We start from the raw sequence: 15,323 nt of genomic DNA, 5'->3' as shown, positions 1-15,323 counted from the left end.
GTCATCAGGAGTCGTCGCTCTCGCGCTTTCGCGCTCAAGCCTTCATTCCACTGGCGTGAATCACAGGATGTCGATGCGGGCAGCCGCATAAGCGGGCAGGTCGAGACTGTCGCTTTGGTGCGCTATCGCCTCCGGTTCTCCGGCGCCATCGCGCAACCAGGTCTCGTCGAGAAGCGTGAGCCTACGCGCGCCGGCCTCGGGAAGCATCACTCGTTGCAGATCGGGTGTGAGATTGGCAAGCAACAAGGTGGTCGTTCGATTCAACGTCGCACCAAGGCCGGCAACGCATTCCGGCGCGGATGTTTCGACCGCGATCCGCAACCCGTCCGACAGCTGCGCGAGCCAGTTGACAACATGAAACAGCGGCCTCGCCCGACCGGCTTCGACGGGCTCCCCGGCGCCGGCGATCAGCCCGGATGGTCCGGCAAGCGTCGAAAGCGTCAATAGCTCGGGCTCCGCATCGGCAACCGTCGCGGCATAGGCAAGCGTCCAGGCAGCGCCGAAGAGAGCGTTATGTCGGGGGTCCCTCGCCGCCATGGCGATCCGCTTGCCGAACGGATTGTCCTTCGTCGCACTGCCATAGGGGTTCTGGCGCATGGCGATCGTGGAAGGACCGATGCGATAGCGCTTCGCGCCATAGATCGCGCGCACGGACCGGGCTACGTCCCGCAACGCCTCGAAGGTCTGCATCACGCTCGTGTCGTCGGCCGCATGGACGATCGGGTTGGTGCAGTGGGTGACGTAGGAAAGTCCTTCGGCGGGCACCCGCTTACGGTTGAGCTCGGTGAAATAGCTGAACATGCCGCCGCCGAGCGGTACGCCTGGAAACGCTTTGCGAGCGGCCGCATAGATGTCTTCGAGCGGCGGGCATTCCGGCCAGACGCTACCGGGCGGGGTCGACTGCCGGTCGACCGAGGGAGAGACGGCCAGGCTTGCGAGCTCGATGCCGCTCTGGCGCACAAGCTGCGCGATCTCGCCGAGTTCCTCATCGAGGGGTCGCTTGCATGGAACGAAACATTCGAGCGTCACCGCGCAGCCCGACGCGTCGGCCACGCCTCGGAAGTGCCGAAGGTCAGCCAGGCCGTGACCGGCATCCGGGTCGAAATGGCAGACGAGATGCCGTGCGCCCACCTGCTTCAGAAGCCCCGCATTGCGTAGCTCTTCGGCGGCAGCGTCAGGACGCAGGCCGATGCCCATCTGAGCCAGCCTCCCTGCGTTGTGCCTGAGGGAGAGACGGATATTTTCCTGCCCTCGCTCTTCCAACGCAAGCGCCTCCCCCGACGTGCGGATCGACAGCATCACGCTCTGGTGGACCGTCTCTCTCGCCTGCAGCAGATAGGGCCAACGCAGTTCCAGCGGGCGCACGTAGGTCTTGTAGGAACCGTCGGTCCAGTTCCGCTGGTCCTCCATCTCGAACACGTCGCCGGCGAAGCGGCACTCGGCCTCGATGCCCGGCGAAACTTCGTGGGTAATCGCCGCGATGTCCTTGAACGGCTGCCAGGGCTCGATGAGGTCCGGGAAGACCGATCGTTCGACCGTGCCGTCTCCATGCTCGACCTCGACCGGCCGCCCTGCCACACCGACGATCGGATGCAGGACTGCGAAGCCGGCGCGTGCCGTTTCGAAATCGCGGTCCGGCGTGAAACGCGCGTCGAAGACGAGGCGGTCGGGCTTCAGGTCAATAGTCGCGCTGCAATCGAGAAGAGCCCCGTCCGGCGACCGGAACCTGGCGGAGTACCGAACGACTGTCCCGGTCTTGCCCTCCTCCACCGTCAGATCGCCGATTTCGGCCTCGCAGGTGCCCCAATCCCGGTCCCGGACGAGAAAGGAGATGGCCCTGAGCACCTCCTTGCCGGCAAGACGGATCGTGCGCAGATTGCCGCCGGCGAAATCGGCGCTCAAGCGGCCTACCTCGATCCTGCGCGCCTCGGGCTCTCTCTCGTCGGTACCTAAAAGGAGAAAGGCACGAGAGACCGTCATCCGAGAACCTCCGCGAGTGAAACGGTCCGTCCTTCCGCCGCGCTCAGATAGGAGGCCTCCACCAGGGCGAAGGTCTCGAGATTGTCGCGGCCGGACGTATCCGGCTCGCGTCCGGCACGCAAGGCTTCGATCCAATGCTGCTGGATGAGCGCGACGCTCTCCTGGATGTTGTGCCAGGGAGGCGACGCCCAGGAAAGGGCGGGCGGTTCCACATTCGTCAATTTCGTAGCGCCCTTCGAGTGAACGGCAAGGTGATAGCCCTGCGTCAGCCGCAAGGTGCCCTTGCTCCCGTCCACCTCCATGAGGGTCTCGGGGAAAGGCTCGATCGGCAGCTTGGTCGCGTAGCTGCAGTCGACGAGCGATGTGATCCCCCCGTCATGGTCCAGGAGCATCGTTGCGACGTCTTCGCCGGCAATCGCCGGATTGACCCGGCGCGTGCGCGCGGTCACCGCCGTCGCATCGCCGAAGATGTAGCGCGCGACATCGAGCGCATGAATGCCGAGATCCTCGATGATGAAGCGCTTGCCCGTGGCGAGATAGGGCTGGCCGGAAAAGACGTCGTAGCCCGACCGGAAGCTTACCCGCCCCCAAAACACCTCGCCGATCGCGCCGCTGTCGATCGCCGCCTTTACCGCCCGTATCGGCGACTGCCAGCGGAAATTCTCGTGAACCATGAACGCCACGCCTGATTTCGCGCAAGCCGAGACCATTGCCTTGGCGTCCTCCATGGTGGGCGCGATCGGCTTCTGGCAGATCGTCGCGACCCCGTGTCGTGCGGCCATCTCCACCAGCCCCCGGTGACTTCCGACGGTCGTGGCGATGTCGACGAAATCGAAGCCGCCATCGGCAAAAAGGTCCTCGGCCGAGGTGTAGCGCCGCTGGATGCCGAACGCGTCGCCGACGGCCTTCAGCCTCTCGGGATCGCGATCGCAGATGGCAACGATGCGCGCCCCTTCCGCGTCACGCCAGCCATGCATCTGGTTGACTGCGAAGAACCCGCAGCCGATCAGCGCGCCTTTGAGATCAGTCATGCCCGTCACCCCTTTTTCGCAAGCTGCATCAGCGTGACCTGTTGCTGCAGCCGGCGTTGCGCCTGATCCACCACGACGGCGACGATGATCACGATCCCCTTGATGACCATCTGCCAGAAGGACGAGATGCCCATCATCACGAGACCGTCGGAAAGAATGCCGATGACGAAGGCGCCGATGATGGTGCCACCGATCGTCCCGCGGCCGCCGGACATCGACGTGCCTCCGAGAACCGCTGCGGCGATGGCATTGAGTTCGAAGGAATTGCCCGTCGCCGGGTGCGACGCCATCAGTTCCGACGAGATGACCAGTCCGACGATCGCCGCGCAGAAGCCGGAGAACATGTAGACGAACATCTTCACCCGGTCGACCCGGATGCCGGACATGCGGGCGGCACGCTCGTTGCCGCCGACGGCGAAGATGTGCCGGCCGATCGGCGTATACCTGGCAACGTATGCGGCGGCGAGCGCCACGACGATGAGGACCCAGATCGAAACCGGCAGGCCGAGAAGCCGGCCCGAACCGAGGAAGGCGAAGCCCGTCGTCGCGAGTTCCGGCTTGCCGACGAGGTTGGGGAATGTCTGGCCGCCCGATGAAAGCAGCGCAAAGCCACGCGCGACATAGAGCGTGCCGAGCGTGGCGATGAAGGGTGCGACGTTGAGCTTGGTAATCAGCAGCCCGTTGACCGCGCCGATGACGATCCCGACGGCGAGCGTGATGAGGCAAACCTCGACGACGTTGAAATAGACCGTGTAGCCGAACTGCAGATCGATGCCGTTGAGGATGAGCCCGCCGGCCACCATGCCGCAGAGCCCGACGATCGAACCGACGGAAAGGTCGATGCCGCCGGTGATGATGACGAAGGTCATGCCCATGGCGAGGAAGGCGTTGAGCGCCACATGCTTTGACATCAGGATTAGATTGGCGGTCGAAAGAAAGTTCGGCGCGAAGATCGAGAAGAAGGCGACAACCGCGAAGAGGGCGATGAACGTCCTGAGCTTCATCAAGGTGAGCAGTACCGAGCCGCTCGTCGCGTCAGTTGCGTTGGTGGTGGTCGTTGCCGTCGTCATCAGGCGTGTTCCCTTGTCGTTTTATGACCCTCGGCCGAAGCCTTTATGATCATCTCTTCCGTCGCGTCCGCGCGGTCGATGACCGTGACCAGCCGTCCGTTGCTCATGACGGCGATGCGGTCGGAGAGCGCCATGACCTCTTCGAGGTCGGAGGTGGAAAAGAGGATGGCGAGCCCCTCGCCGGCAAGCCGGCGCATGGTGCGGAAGACATCCGCCTTGGCGCCGACATCTATTCCGCGGCTGGGTTCGTCCATCAGCAGCACCTTCGGTTTCGTCATCAGGGCCTTGCCGATGACGACCTTCTGCTGGTTGCCGCCGGACATCGAGGTCACCTCGAAGTCCGGGTTGGGCGCCTTGATGGAAAGATCGCGGATGGCCGCCGCGATCGAGGCTTGCTCCCGCGCGCCGACAATATGGAAGCCGAAGCGGACGAAGCGGTCGAGGCTCGCAAGCGTCAGGTTGCTGGCGATCGAAAGCGCCTGGACGAGACCCTCGCGCTGGCGATCTTCCGGTATGAGCGCCAATCCTGCGCTGATCCTGCCCGACGTGTCGCTGGCGTCGACCTCCGTCCCGCCGACGAAGACCCGCCCCGAGGAATGCGGGTGCTGGCCCATGACGCATTCGAAGAATTCGCTTCGGCCGGCCCCCATCAGCCCGTAGATGCCCAACACCTCGCCGGCACGTACCGAGATCGAGACATGATCGACCGCGAGCCCGCCGGTCCGGCGCGGCAGGCAGATCTCCTCGGCGCGGAACGCCTCCTCTCCGAGGCGGTGGTCGACCGATTTGGCGAAGTCCTTCGCATCCGAGCCGATCATCGACCGGACGATCCACTTGGTATCGATGTCCTTGACCATGGCGTGGCCGGTGATCTGTCCATCCCTGAGCACGGTGATGTAGTCGCCGATCCGCATCAGCTCCTCGAGCCGGTGAGAAATGTAGACGATCGCCACCCCTTGCGCCTTCAGCTCCCGGATGACCTTGAAAAGGACGTCCACCTCCGCCGCCGAAAGGGCCGATGTCGGCTCGTCCAGAATAAGGATGCGGGTATCGAGCGAGATCGCCTTGGCGATCTCCACCAGCTGCTGCTGGCCGATCGGCAGGTCTTCGACGAGCGTCTCGGCATCGATCCCGGCATCGAGCCTGTCGAGGAACCCGGTAGCCCTCTCGACCTGCGCGCGATGATCGATGCCGCGAATGCCTCGGGTCAGCTCCCGCGTCGCGAAGATGTTCTCGGCAACCGAGAGATTGCCGAACAGATTCAGCTCCTGGAAGACCATGCCGATGCCGTGGCGCTGCGCGTCGGCCGGCGAATGGAACTCCACCTGCTGGCCGTCGAGCAGGATGCGGCCGAGTGACGGCTTCTCGACGCCGGCGATGATCCGCATCAGGGTCGACTTGCCGGCACCGTTTTCCCCCACGAGCACATTCACGGCGCCGCGCCGGAGCGAAAGGTTCGCATGGCGCACCGCAATTATACCCGAATAGACCTTCGTCACGTCTTCGAGGCGCAGGACGCAGTCATCGTCGTCAGCTGGGTGCATGATCATCCGCCCACCGTCAGCTGAGCCGGAACGAACAGCGGCAATTGACCCTTGGCGGGCAGCGGATAGGCGCCGACTGCGTCGAGTTTCTTGCCGACAAGCCCGTCGCGGGACAGCTTTTCCAGAACCAGTCCGTTGACATGCGTGTTGAAGGCCTTGCCGAACTGCGCCCATTCGATCTGGTTCTTGAATTCGTTGAAGTTGACGAAGTCGAGGCTGTCGCGGATCGCCGTGCCACGGATCGCCGGGCCAATCTGCACGCGCGCATCCGCCTTGCCGTCGCCGTTGGCGTCGACCTCCACATAGGCCGAGCGCGACTTCGTCTCGGCCTTAACGACGGTGCCGGAAAGACGCGCCGCAAAAGTCCAGGGCGCACTTCCCTGCTTTTCCTTGTGGCCGTATTTGGCACCCGCCGCCTGAGGATCGCTCTCGGCGAGAGCCGCCACCTCGGCGAACGGACCGGCCTTCCTGTCGAAATAGGGAAGCACCTTGACGTCCCAGATCTCGGCGACCATGCGACCGGGGTTGAAGCCGCCGGAAGCAGCCTCCGCGGCCTCTTCGGCAGTCGGCGTCTTGATGATCTTGCAGCCCGAGAGTGCCATCACGCCCGCAACCACAAGTGCGGCCGCGACCTTAAACTTCGGCATCGAAATTCACTCCATGACAGGACAGGCGCGCAGCGGATCGGCCGCGTGCCGAGCGCATCGGCCCGAAAAGCGAAATCGATTTTCGGAAAGCATGATGCGTGGATTCAAAGGCACAGCGGGTGCGGACGGTTTTCGTCCGCTCCCGCTCCAACTCTTTGGAGCCGATCAATCGGCCAGCGCGAAGGTCTCGAGCTGGTCGGCGTTTTCGCTGTTGATCAGCACGCAGTCCATGAGCTGCTTTTCTTCCGCCGGCGCCTTGCCGGTGGTGATGTATTCGTGCGCCTGTTGCACTGCCATCTGCGCCTGAGCGTAAGCCGGCTGCAGAACGGTGGCCTTGATGCCGCCGGACTTGATGGAGTCGCGAACGTCGTTCGAGCCGTCGAAGCCGACGACGATCACGTCCTTGCGGCCGGCCGCCTGCAATGCGGCGATCGCGCCCATGGCCATCGTGTCGTTGCCGGAGATAACGCCCTTGATGTCGGGATTGGCCTGAAGGATAGTCTCCATCTTGCTGTAGCCCTCGGTCTGGCTCCAGTTCGCCGACTGCTGCGCCACCATCTTCATCTCCGGATATTCGTCGATGACGTCGTGGTAGCCCTTCGAGCGGATGCCGGCATTGAGATCGGCTTCGCGGCCGAGCAGCTCGACATAATTGCCGGATTCGCCCATCAGCTTCACGAATTCCTCGGCGCCGAGCTGCGCGCCCTGATAGTTGTTGGAGACGATCTGCGAGACGGCGACCCCGGTCGCGTTGATCTCACGATCGATCAGGAAGGACGGCACGCCCGCATCCTTCGCCTTCTGGACGGCCGCGATGGAGGCTTCAGAGCCGGCATTGTCGAGAATGATCGCCTTGGCGCCGCGGCCGATCGCGGTGTCGATCAGCTGCGATTGCTTGTTCGCATCGTCGTCATGCACGAGGACCAGTGTTTCGTAGCCGAGCTCCTTCGCCTTGGCCTCGGCGCCCACCGCTTCAGCCTTGAAGAAGGGATTGTCGTGCGACGGCGTGATAATGGCGATGAGATCGGCCGCGTAGGCCGGAACGGCGGAGCTCGCCGCCAGTACCGCCGCGAAAGCGGTGATGGTCATTCTGCGTGTCAGTTTCATCTGCTTTTCCTCCCAGGTTGAAAAACGTCGGAGCTGTCCTCACATGCTCCGGTATTCCGTTCGCACGATCAGGTGATGCGGCGGATGCTGTCGGCGATCTCCTGCGGCTCGAAGACGCGTTTCCAGTCCTCGCGCATGAGCATCGGCTTGCCGAATTCGATGGCCTTGTTGCAGGCGTCGGAGAAGACGCCGGGTGTCTCTTCGAAGATCACTGCGCCGAGCACGTTCATGTGGCCGAGCAGGAAGTCGCGGGCTGCTTGTTTCGGCACCCCGCGCTTGACGCATTCCTCCATGGCCTCGCGCATGACGACCAGCAGCGAGGCGCAGACCGTTTCCGAAAGGCCCGGCTCCAAAAGCGCAATCTGCTCGACCGTCACCCGGTGCGAGCGCATGACCGGCGCCCAGATGATCTTGGCGATCTCCTCGCCGAGCGCATAGGCCTCTTCCGGCCCCTGCATCAGCGCGGAGACGATGTGCTGCTTGGCGGCGACACCGCCGAAGAAGTCGCGCTTGGCTGCCGCATCCGTTTCGTCGTTGAAGATCGGCGGATGGCAGGGATGGGTGACGAAATAGGTAAGATCGCCGCGCTCCGGCAGATGACCGGCATAGGGTGCGGCCGCATCGAGGACGATGACCATCGTGCCGGACTTCAGTCTATCCACAATCCCGGAAGCGACCTTGCCGATAGCCGTATCCGGCACCGCCAGAATAACCACCTCGGCACCATCCAGCGCCTCATCGGCGGCAACGGCCTGAAGCCCGAGCTCGTCGGCCAGCCGCGTCTTGCCCGCCTCGCTCACTTCGACATGGCGCACGTCGAAACGCGAGCCTTTGAGGTTCTTGGCCAGGCGGCAGCCCATCTTCCCGCCGGCGCCGAACAGGGCAATCGATGTCATTTGCAACTCCTCAGCTATCTTGATGATCCGAATAGCGGAACTGGTATGATGAGTCAATGAGTATATCACCAGCTCCAGTTTGCCGATTAGCTGGCGACCGCAAACAGGGTCGGCGGTTGACAAGTCACGATTATCGGATTACGACTGACGAAATTCAAAATTCGTCACTCATCATCAGGAGACAGGATGAGCGATCTCGCAGACAACGCCATAGACGCAGCCCGCCAGGAAAACGTGGCGCGCATTCTTGAGGCCGCCGAGCGGCTGTTCCGCCATTACGGCTATGCCAAGACAAACGTCGCCGATATCGCGCGCGAGCTCGATATGTCGCCGGCCAACATCTATCGCTTCTTTGCGTCGAAGACGGAAATCCACCAAACACTTTGCTTGCGCATGCTCGGCGCGAGCTACCAGCAGGCGCTGGAAATCGCGCATCTGCCACTCAGTGCTTCCGAGCGGCTGAGGCGCTATGCGCTGGGACAGCACAAGCTCACCGTCGAGACGATGCTCGACGAGCAGAAGGTCCATGAAATGGTCGTCGTGGCGATCGAGCGCGACTGGCACGTCATCGAGAAACATATCAGCCGTCTGGACGACCTCCTCGCAGGCATTATCCGCGAGGGGATCGAAGCCGGAGAGTTCGCCGACGTGGACCCCGCGGTCGCGGCCAGATGTTTCGGCGCCAGCCTCGTCACCCTTTGTCATCCGCAGATCGTCGCCCAGTGTCTTGCCAAGGAAAACCGCGCGACACCCGATGAACTGGTCGAGTTCGCGATCCGGGCGCTGAAAAAATAAGGCATGCTGCCCCAAAAGTGTGGACGGGTTTCGGGCGAAGCCATGCACAAAAACGCCGCGCCGCCGCAGAGTGGCCAAGGAGAGTAAGAGCGATGTTTTCAGGAAGTGCCCTCAACCGACCGTTCGTCGCCCGTCTCCTCACCGCGATCCTGCTCGGCGCCGTTCTCTCCGGCTGCTCGCAGGAGAAAGTCGAGACGAAGGAGACCATACGCCCGGTCAAGGTCGTGGAGATTGCCGCGGCCGGCGAGCCGCGGGAGCTTCACTATTCCGGCTCGGTTAGAGCGCGCACGGAAATGAACCTCGGTTTCCGCGTCGGCGGCAAGATAACCGAACGGCTCGTCAATATCGGCGACCGGGTTAAGCCTGGTGACATTCTCGCCCGCATCGACGCCACCGACTATCGGCTCGCGGTCACGAGCGCCGAGGCAAACCTGCTTGCTGCCGAAAAGCAGGTGCAGACGACGGCGCTTGCGAAACTCCGGGCCGAACAGCTCTTCACCAAATCGTTTTCCTCCCAGGCTCAGCTCGATCAGGCAACGCTTCTTTACGATCAAGCGGTATCGACGCGAGACGCCGCGGCCTCGTCGCTGAGCCAGGCAAAGAACCAGGTAAGCTATACGGACCTCAAGGCCGATCAGAACGGCATCGTCACGGCCGTAAACGCCGATATCGGCCAGGTCGTCGGCACCGGAACGCCCGTCGTGACCGTCGCAGTCGACGGCGAGAAGGAAGTCGAAATCGCAGTGCCGGAAATAGATGTTACCGAATTCAAGCCCGGCAAACCGGTCGGGGTGCGCTTCTGGTCGAACGACATGCTTGTGCTCGACGGACATGTGCGCGAAGTCTCCGGCAGCGCCGACCAGCGCTCGCGCACCTTTTCCGTACGCGTCAGCCTGCCGAACGACGAGCGCGTGCTTCTCGGCATGACGGCGACGGTCGAGGCGGCTGCAGCAAGCTCGGCGCCGCTCGTTTCGATACCCCTGAGCGCGCTGTCGAAGAAGGATGGCCAGAATATCGTCTGGATCGTTGATCGTGACTTCTCGACCGTCCATGCACGCCCGATCAAGCTCGCCGATTTCGCCGACAACGGTGTGCGCGTCGTCGACGGCCTCGGCGCCGGCGACCTCGTCGTTGCCGCAGGCACACAGTTCATGGCCGAGGATCTCAAGGTGAGACTGCAGGCGGGCGAACAGCAATCCGCCGAGCAGCAGTCCGCCCGGGCCGAAACGCCCGAAATTCTCCGCTAACCTCCACCGATAGAACGGGACGACGGCCATGCACGCCTCCACCGAGGACAAGAAACCGTTCAATCTTTCGCGCTGGGCGATCGGGCATCCGAGCATCGCGCGCTTCCTGCTTGCGCTGATCATCATCACCGGTGGGCTTGGGCTCCTGCGCATGGGGCAACGCGAGGATCCGGAATTCACGTTCCGCGTCATGGTGGTGCAAGCCGTATGGCCGGGAGCTTCCATCCAGGAAATGGAAGACCAGGTCGTCAACAAGATCGAGCGCAAGCTGCAGGAAACGCCGCATCTCGATTTCGTCCGCTCCTATACGCGCGCCGGCAGTGCCATCATCACGGTCCAGATCGAGGGCGACACCAACGCAGACGAGGTCGCCGACGCATTCTACCAGGTGCGCAAGAAGGTGGGCGACATCGCCAACGAACTGCCCGAAGGCGTGCTCGGCCCCTATTTCAACGACGAGTTCGGCGACACCTTCATCACCCTGCATTCGATCAGCGGCGACGGCTTCAGCTATCCGGAACTGAAGCGCTTCGCGATCGAGGGACGCGACATGCTGCTGGCGACACCGGGCGTCGAGAAGGTAGTGGTCCTCGGGGACCAGCCCGAGAAAATCTATATAGACCTTTCCTCCAAGGTCCTCGCAGAGCGCGGCCTGACATTCAACGACCTGCGCAATGCGATCGCCGGTCAGAACAATGTCGATTATGCCGGCTCTGTCGACACCGGCACGCGCTCGGTGCGCATCTCAGTCGAAGGAGACGTCACCAAGGTCGAGGACATCCGCGAGCTGCGGCTGAGGGCGGGAGACCGGACCATCCGGCTTGGCGACATCGCGACCGTTACCTCCGGGCTGGAAGATCCCTATGCAAGGAAATTCCGATTCAACGGCCACGACAGCGTCCAGATCGGCGTCGTCATGGCAAAGGGCTTCAACGTCACGGACGTCGGCAAGGCAGTGGAGGCGACCTACGATCGCTTTGAGTCAGCCCTCCCCTACGGCGTGTCGGTCGATCAGGTCTCCAATCAGCCGGAGGTCGTGACCGAAGCGATAACCGAGTTCAGCCACGCGCTCATCGAAGCGCTGATCATCGTCCTCATCGTCTCCTTCCTGTCGATCGGCTGGCGCTCCGGTCTCGTGATCGCGATTGCCATTCCGCTCGTGCTCGCGGCCACTTTTGCGATCATGTACGAGCTCGGCATCGACCTCCAGCGCATCTCGCTCGGGGCGCTGATCATCGCCCTTGGCCTGCTTGTCGACGACGCGATGATCGTGGTCGAGATGATGGAGCGGAAACTCGAAGAGGGGCTGGAAAAGATCGACGCGGCGAGCTTCGCCTATTCCTCGACCGCTTTTCCCATGCTGACCGGCACTCTGATCACCACCGCCGGCTTCATCCCTGTCGGCTTCGCGGAATCGACCGCCGGCGAATATGTCCGCTCGCTCTTCTACGTCGTCGGCATCGCCCTGGTGGTCTCCTGGTTCGTGGCGGTCTATTTCACGCCCTGGCTCGGCTACATGATCCTGAAGCAGCGCCACCACGCCGGCACCCATCACGACGTCTTCGATACGCGCTTCTATCGCCGCCTGAGGACGACTGTCGGCTGGGCAGTGCGCCACCGCGTCGTCGTGCTCCTGATGACCCTTGCCATCTTCGTGACGAGCCTTTGGGCATTCCAGTTCATTCCGAAGAATTTCTTCCCGCAGTCCTCGCGCCCGGAAATCCTGGTCGATCTCTGGCTGCCTGAGGGAACGAGCATCAAGGAGGTCGAAAAGCAGGCGAAGGCGCTCGAGGAGCGGATGATGGACGATGAGGACAAGCGTTTCATCGCCACCTATATCGGCGAAGGCGCCCCGCGCTTCTTCCTGCCGCTCGACCAGCAGCTTCGCAATCCAAATTTCGCGCAGCTCCTCGTCATGGCGAAGGACGAGCCGGCCCGCGAGCGGCTGATCGCCAAGTTGAGAACGATACTCGCCGAGGACTTCCCCTCGATCCGCGCCAAGGTCGACCGATTGTTCCTGGGACCACCGACCGGCTGGCCGGTGCAGATGCGGGTGATGGGACCCGACCGCGAGGAAGTGCGTCGAATCGCCGACCAGGTGAAGACCAAATTCCAGGAAAACCCGATGCTCGGCGCGATTCATGACGACTGGCTGGAACCTGTGCCGGCGATGAAGCTGGTGATCGACCAGGACCGCGCCCGCGCCCTCGGCATCACGTCGCAGCGCATCCGCCAGATGTTGCAGGCGGCAATGTCCGGCGTCCCGCTCGACAGCTTCCGCGATGGCGAGGAAACGGTCTCCATCATGGCGCGGGAGCCCGGCGGCAATCGCCACCTGCTCTCTGCCGTGCAATCAGTCTATGTGCCCACCGATTTCGGTGGCTTCGTCCCGGTCTCGCAGATTGCCAAGGTGGTTCCCGTCATGGAACAGGGTATCGAGTGGCGGCGCGACCGGCTTCCTACGATCACCGTGCGCGGAACGCTGCCTGACGGCGTGCAGCCGAACGACGTGGCGATGCAGCTCTTTGACGAGCTCAAGGGACTGAGGGACGGCCTTGCACCCGGCTACAAGGTGGAGATCCAGGGCGGCGCCGAAGACAGCGCCGAGAGCCAGGCCTCGATCGCCGCCAAGGCGCCGATCATGCTGGTGGTGATCGTCATTCTCCTGATGGTGCAACTCCAGCATTTCGGCAAGGCGATGCTGGTGCTCGCAACCGGTCCGCTCGGGATTATCGGTGCGGCGGCGGCCCTGCTCATCAGCGGAGCACCCTTCGGCTTCGTCGCCATTCTGGGGGTCATCGCGCTGCTCGGCATCATCATCCGCAATTCGATCATCCTGGTGGACCAGATCGACCAGGACATCGCGGCCGGGATGGAGCGTTCCGAGGCGATCATCGGCGCGGCGGTGCGCCGCTTTCGACCGATCATACTGACGGCGCTCACAGCGGTGCTGGCATTGATCCCGATCTCCCGCGGCGTCTTCTGGGGACCGCTCGCCTATGCGATGATGGGCGGCATACTGGTTGCCACCGTTCTGACGATCCTCGTGCTGCCGGCCGGCTATGCGCTCTTCTTCGGCAAGGAGCCTAAATCGCGCAAAACGGACCCGGAGCCTCTAGCCGCGCAGGACAATGCGGACGAACAGGAGCACTACTCGACCCCGCTTGCGGCAGAGTAAGCGGAGTCCGGTTATTAGCCGATTCTGCGCGAGCACGCACATCGGCTACTCTTGCCCAATTCTGTCGAGATCAGAATAATGTGATAATGTGATCGGGTTCGATCTACATAAAAGGACACAGAGAGGCAGGAGCAGAATGAGCACGATCATGTTCCCGCAGAAGGACTTGCGCGAAGAGACCGCAGCCCTGCGCGCGCAGATTCTCGACAGGCTGTCGAAATTGCCCTGGGACGGGCTTTCCTTCGCGCATCCCGTTCCAGGCCTGTCGCTCTATCGCATCGTCGAGCCGGCGGGCCCCTTTTCGAGCGTATACGAGCCGAGCCTCTCCTTCATCATCAAGGGCAGCAAGAATGTCCGCGTCGGCAACGAGACGCTCGTCTACGATGAAGGCTGCTTCTTCCTGACCGCCATCGGGGTTCCCGTAACTGCGCAGATCTGCGCAGCGAGCGAAGGGGAGCCCTATGTCGCAGCCGCCTTGCGGCTGGACATGGGAAAAGTGCGGCGCATCATTGCTGATCACGACATACACCCGACCGACATTCCCGAACGCGACCTTGGTGTGGCTGTCGGTACCGCGACGCGCGAGCTCTTCGACGCCCTGTTCCGGCTGATTTCGCTTGCGAGCTCGCCGGCCGACATTCCGTTCCTGGCCGGCCATATCCAGAACGAGATCCTCTATCGGCTTCTCACCGGCGAGCAGGGCGCGCGGCTGCGGCGCTTCGCGCTCGCGGGCACGCACAGCAACCGCGTCGCCAAGGCGGTCCTATGGTTGAAGGAAAACTACACCAAACCGCTTCGCGTGGAAGAACTCGCCGAGATCGCCAATATGGGCGTCTCCACGCTGCACCATCACTTCCGTGCGATGACCGCAATGAGCCCGCTGCAGTTCCAGAAGCATCTGCGACTGCATCACGCACGGGAACTGATGCTTTCCAAGTCGCTCGATGCGGCGACGGCGGCGCTGCAGGTCGGCTACGAGAGCCCGACTCAGTTCAACCGGGAGTATCGCCGGGCATTCGGCCATCCGCCGCTGCGCGACATCCGGGCGATTCTGAATTCCAACGATTCGACCAGGCGGAACTCCGCAGGCTGATTGCTGTCCCACCCGGCGGGATGATCACGATCCCGTTAACCTGGCAGTAATGGGCAATAATTCGGCAGGATTGAATCTATCAGCTCGGCGAATGGTCTTCTAAGCTCCAGGTCTCGTTCATGGTCTTAGATCAGGTTGCCCTGAATCATGACCGCGATCGAATCCAATAGTTTGAGCGGAATGTGGGTGGAAGACCTTTCCACATCCGCGCCATCGGCAGTCCGGCATGTGGCAGCGGCGTCCCGCATCCACGCGCCGAAACGCGAGGAGAGCACCATGGTGACTGTTAAGATCAACGGCGTCGAACACAAGATAGAGGCCGAGGCGGATATGCCGCTTCTCTGGGCGATCCGCGACCTTGTCGGGTTGACGGGCACGAAGTTCGGCTGCGGAATGGCGCAATGCGGCGCCTGCACGGTTTATGTCGACGGTTCACCCACTCGGTCCTGTCAAACCTTCATCGGCGACATCGAAGGCGCCGAGGTGACGACGGTCGAGGGCCTGAAGGGCAAGGTTGCCGAGACGGTACAGGCCGTCTGGGCCGATCTCGACGTTCCGCAATGCGGCTACTGTCAGTCCGGCCAGATCATGTCCGCAACGGACCTTCTGGCCAACAATCCCAAACCAACCGACGCGGACATCGACGCCGCCATGTCCGGCAATCTCTGTCGGTGCGCCACCTATCATCGTATCCGCGCGGGCATTCACGAAGCCGCGAAGCGCCTGGAGGCCTGA

At 62.8% G+C, this 15,323-nt stretch carries 12 protein-coding genes; 5 read left to right on the top strand and 7 right to left on the bottom strand.

What is annotated here, in order from left to right; all coding sequences use genetic code 11:
* Window positions 1-60 precede the first annotated feature (60 nt).
* From apnL to M1D43_RS18785, 7 genes are all read right to left on the bottom strand, one after another.
* Complete coding sequence (gene apnL / locus M1D43_RS18815) at window positions 61-1,980, bottom strand: D-apionate lactonase (protein ID WP_027989178.1); 1,920 nt, start codon at window positions 1,978-1,980, stop codon at window positions 61-63.
* A complete protein-coding gene (locus M1D43_RS18810) occupies window positions 1,977-3,011 on the bottom strand; it encodes a Gfo/Idh/MocA family protein (protein WP_010975231.1) in 1,035 nt (344 codons plus the stop codon). The genes apnL and M1D43_RS18810 overlap by 4 nt, the downstream gene beginning before the upstream one ends.
* A 5-nt stretch (window positions 3,012-3,016) precedes the next feature.
* Entirely contained in the window at window positions 3,017-4,081 is a 1,065-nt protein-coding gene (locus tag M1D43_RS18805; RefSeq protein ID WP_003525781.1) for an ABC transporter permease, read from the bottom strand.
* Complete coding sequence (locus tag M1D43_RS18800) at window positions 4,081-5,631, bottom strand: sugar ABC transporter ATP-binding protein (protein ID WP_010975230.1); 1,551 nt, start codon at window positions 5,629-5,631, stop codon at window positions 4,081-4,083. The genes M1D43_RS18805 and M1D43_RS18800 overlap by 1 nt, the downstream gene beginning before the upstream one ends.
* Window positions 5,628-6,272 carry a DUF2291 family protein gene (locus tag M1D43_RS18795; protein ID WP_127539753.1) on the bottom strand — a complete coding sequence of 215 codons (645 nt, stop codon included), beginning with the start codon at window positions 6,270-6,272 and terminating at the stop codon, window positions 5,628-5,630. The genes M1D43_RS18800 and M1D43_RS18795 overlap by 4 nt, the downstream gene beginning before the upstream one ends.
* A gap of 165 nt (window positions 6,273-6,437) precedes the next feature.
* The gene (locus M1D43_RS18790) at window positions 6,438-7,379 is read right to left on the bottom strand and encodes a D-ribose ABC transporter substrate-binding protein (RefSeq protein WP_010975228.1); all 942 of its coding nucleotides are present in this window, start codon (window positions 7,377-7,379) and stop codon (window positions 6,438-6,440) included.
* Window positions 7,380-7,447: 68 nt separating this feature from the next.
* On the bottom strand, window positions 7,448-8,275 hold the full coding sequence (locus tag M1D43_RS18785) for a phosphogluconate dehydrogenase C-terminal domain-containing protein (protein WP_010975227.1): 828 nt from the start codon (window positions 8,273-8,275) through the stop codon (window positions 7,448-7,450).
* A gap of 186 nt (window positions 8,276-8,461) precedes the next feature.
* Between M1D43_RS18785 and M1D43_RS18780 the strand changes: the two genes are divergently transcribed.
* The 5 genes from M1D43_RS18780 to M1D43_RS18760 all read left to right on the top strand — a co-directional run bounded on the left by M1D43_RS18780 (window position 8,462) and on the right by M1D43_RS18760 (window position 15,323).
* Window positions 8,462-9,070 (top strand): TetR/AcrR family transcriptional regulator, encoded by a 609-nt coding sequence (locus tag M1D43_RS18780; protein ID WP_010975226.1) that lies wholly within the window; start codon window positions 8,462-8,464, stop codon window positions 9,068-9,070.
* Between the two features lie 92 nt (window positions 9,071-9,162).
* Entirely contained in the window at window positions 9,163-10,317 is a 1,155-nt protein-coding gene (locus tag M1D43_RS18775; protein ID WP_010975225.1) for an efflux RND transporter periplasmic adaptor subunit, read from the top strand.
* Between the two features lie 28 nt (window positions 10,318-10,345).
* The gene (locus tag M1D43_RS18770) at window positions 10,346-13,495 is read left to right on the top strand and encodes an efflux RND transporter permease subunit (protein WP_010975224.1); all 3,150 of its coding nucleotides are present in this window, start codon (window positions 10,346-10,348) and stop codon (window positions 13,493-13,495) included.
* 136 nt (window positions 13,496-13,631) lie between these two features.
* On the top strand, window positions 13,632-14,588 hold the full coding sequence (locus M1D43_RS18765) for an AraC family transcriptional regulator (RefSeq protein WP_010975223.1): 957 nt from the start codon (window positions 13,632-13,634) through the stop codon (window positions 14,586-14,588).
* Between the two features lie 276 nt (window positions 14,589-14,864).
* Window positions 14,865-15,323, top strand: a complete 459-nt coding sequence (locus tag M1D43_RS18760; protein WP_003525768.1) for a (2Fe-2S)-binding protein — start codon at window positions 14,865-14,867, stop codon at window positions 15,321-15,323.

It is taken from the genome of Ensifer sp. R1-3 (assembly GCF_056739175.1).
Note: the sequence above shows the minus strand (reverse complement) of the source record. Positions and strands in the feature narration are given on the sequence as shown.

Excerpts from the sequence above, each read along its gene's own strand:
- apnL (WP_027989178.1), bottom strand. The coding sequence starts at position 1,980 with ATGACGGTCTCTCGTGCCTTTCTCCTTTTAGGTACCGACGAGAGAGAG.
- M1D43_RS18810 (WP_010975231.1), bottom strand. The coding sequence starts at position 3,011 with ATGACTGATCTCAAAGGCGCGCTGATCGGCTGCGGGTTCTTCGCAGTC.
- M1D43_RS18805 (WP_003525781.1), bottom strand. The coding sequence starts at position 4,081 with ATGACGACGGCAACGACCACCACCAACGCAACTGACGCGACGAGCGGC.
- M1D43_RS18800 (WP_010975230.1), bottom strand. The coding sequence starts at position 5,631 with ATGATCATGCACCCAGCTGACGACGATGACTGCGTCCTGCGCCTCGAA.
- M1D43_RS18795 (WP_127539753.1), bottom strand. The coding sequence starts at position 6,272 with ATGCCGAAGTTTAAGGTCGCGGCCGCACTTGTGGTTGCGGGCGTGATG.
- M1D43_RS18790 (WP_010975228.1), bottom strand. The coding sequence starts at position 7,379 with ATGAAACTGACACGCAGAATGACCATCACCGCTTTCGCGGCGGTACTG.
- M1D43_RS18785 (WP_010975227.1), bottom strand. The coding sequence starts at position 8,275 with ATGACATCGATTGCCCTGTTCGGCGCCGGCGGGAAGATGGGCTGCCGC.
- M1D43_RS18780 (WP_010975226.1), top strand. The coding sequence starts at position 8,462 with ATGAGCGATCTCGCAGACAACGCCATAGACGCAGCCCGCCAGGAAAAC.
- M1D43_RS18775 (WP_010975225.1), top strand. The coding sequence starts at position 9,163 with ATGTTTTCAGGAAGTGCCCTCAACCGACCGTTCGTCGCCCGTCTCCTC.
- M1D43_RS18770 (WP_010975224.1), top strand. The coding sequence starts at position 10,346 with ATGCACGCCTCCACCGAGGACAAGAAACCGTTCAATCTTTCGCGCTGG.
- M1D43_RS18765 (WP_010975223.1), top strand. The coding sequence starts at position 13,632 with ATGAGCACGATCATGTTCCCGCAGAAGGACTTGCGCGAAGAGACCGCA.
- M1D43_RS18760 (WP_003525768.1), top strand. The coding sequence starts at position 14,865 with ATGGTGACTGTTAAGATCAACGGCGTCGAACACAAGATAGAGGCCGAG.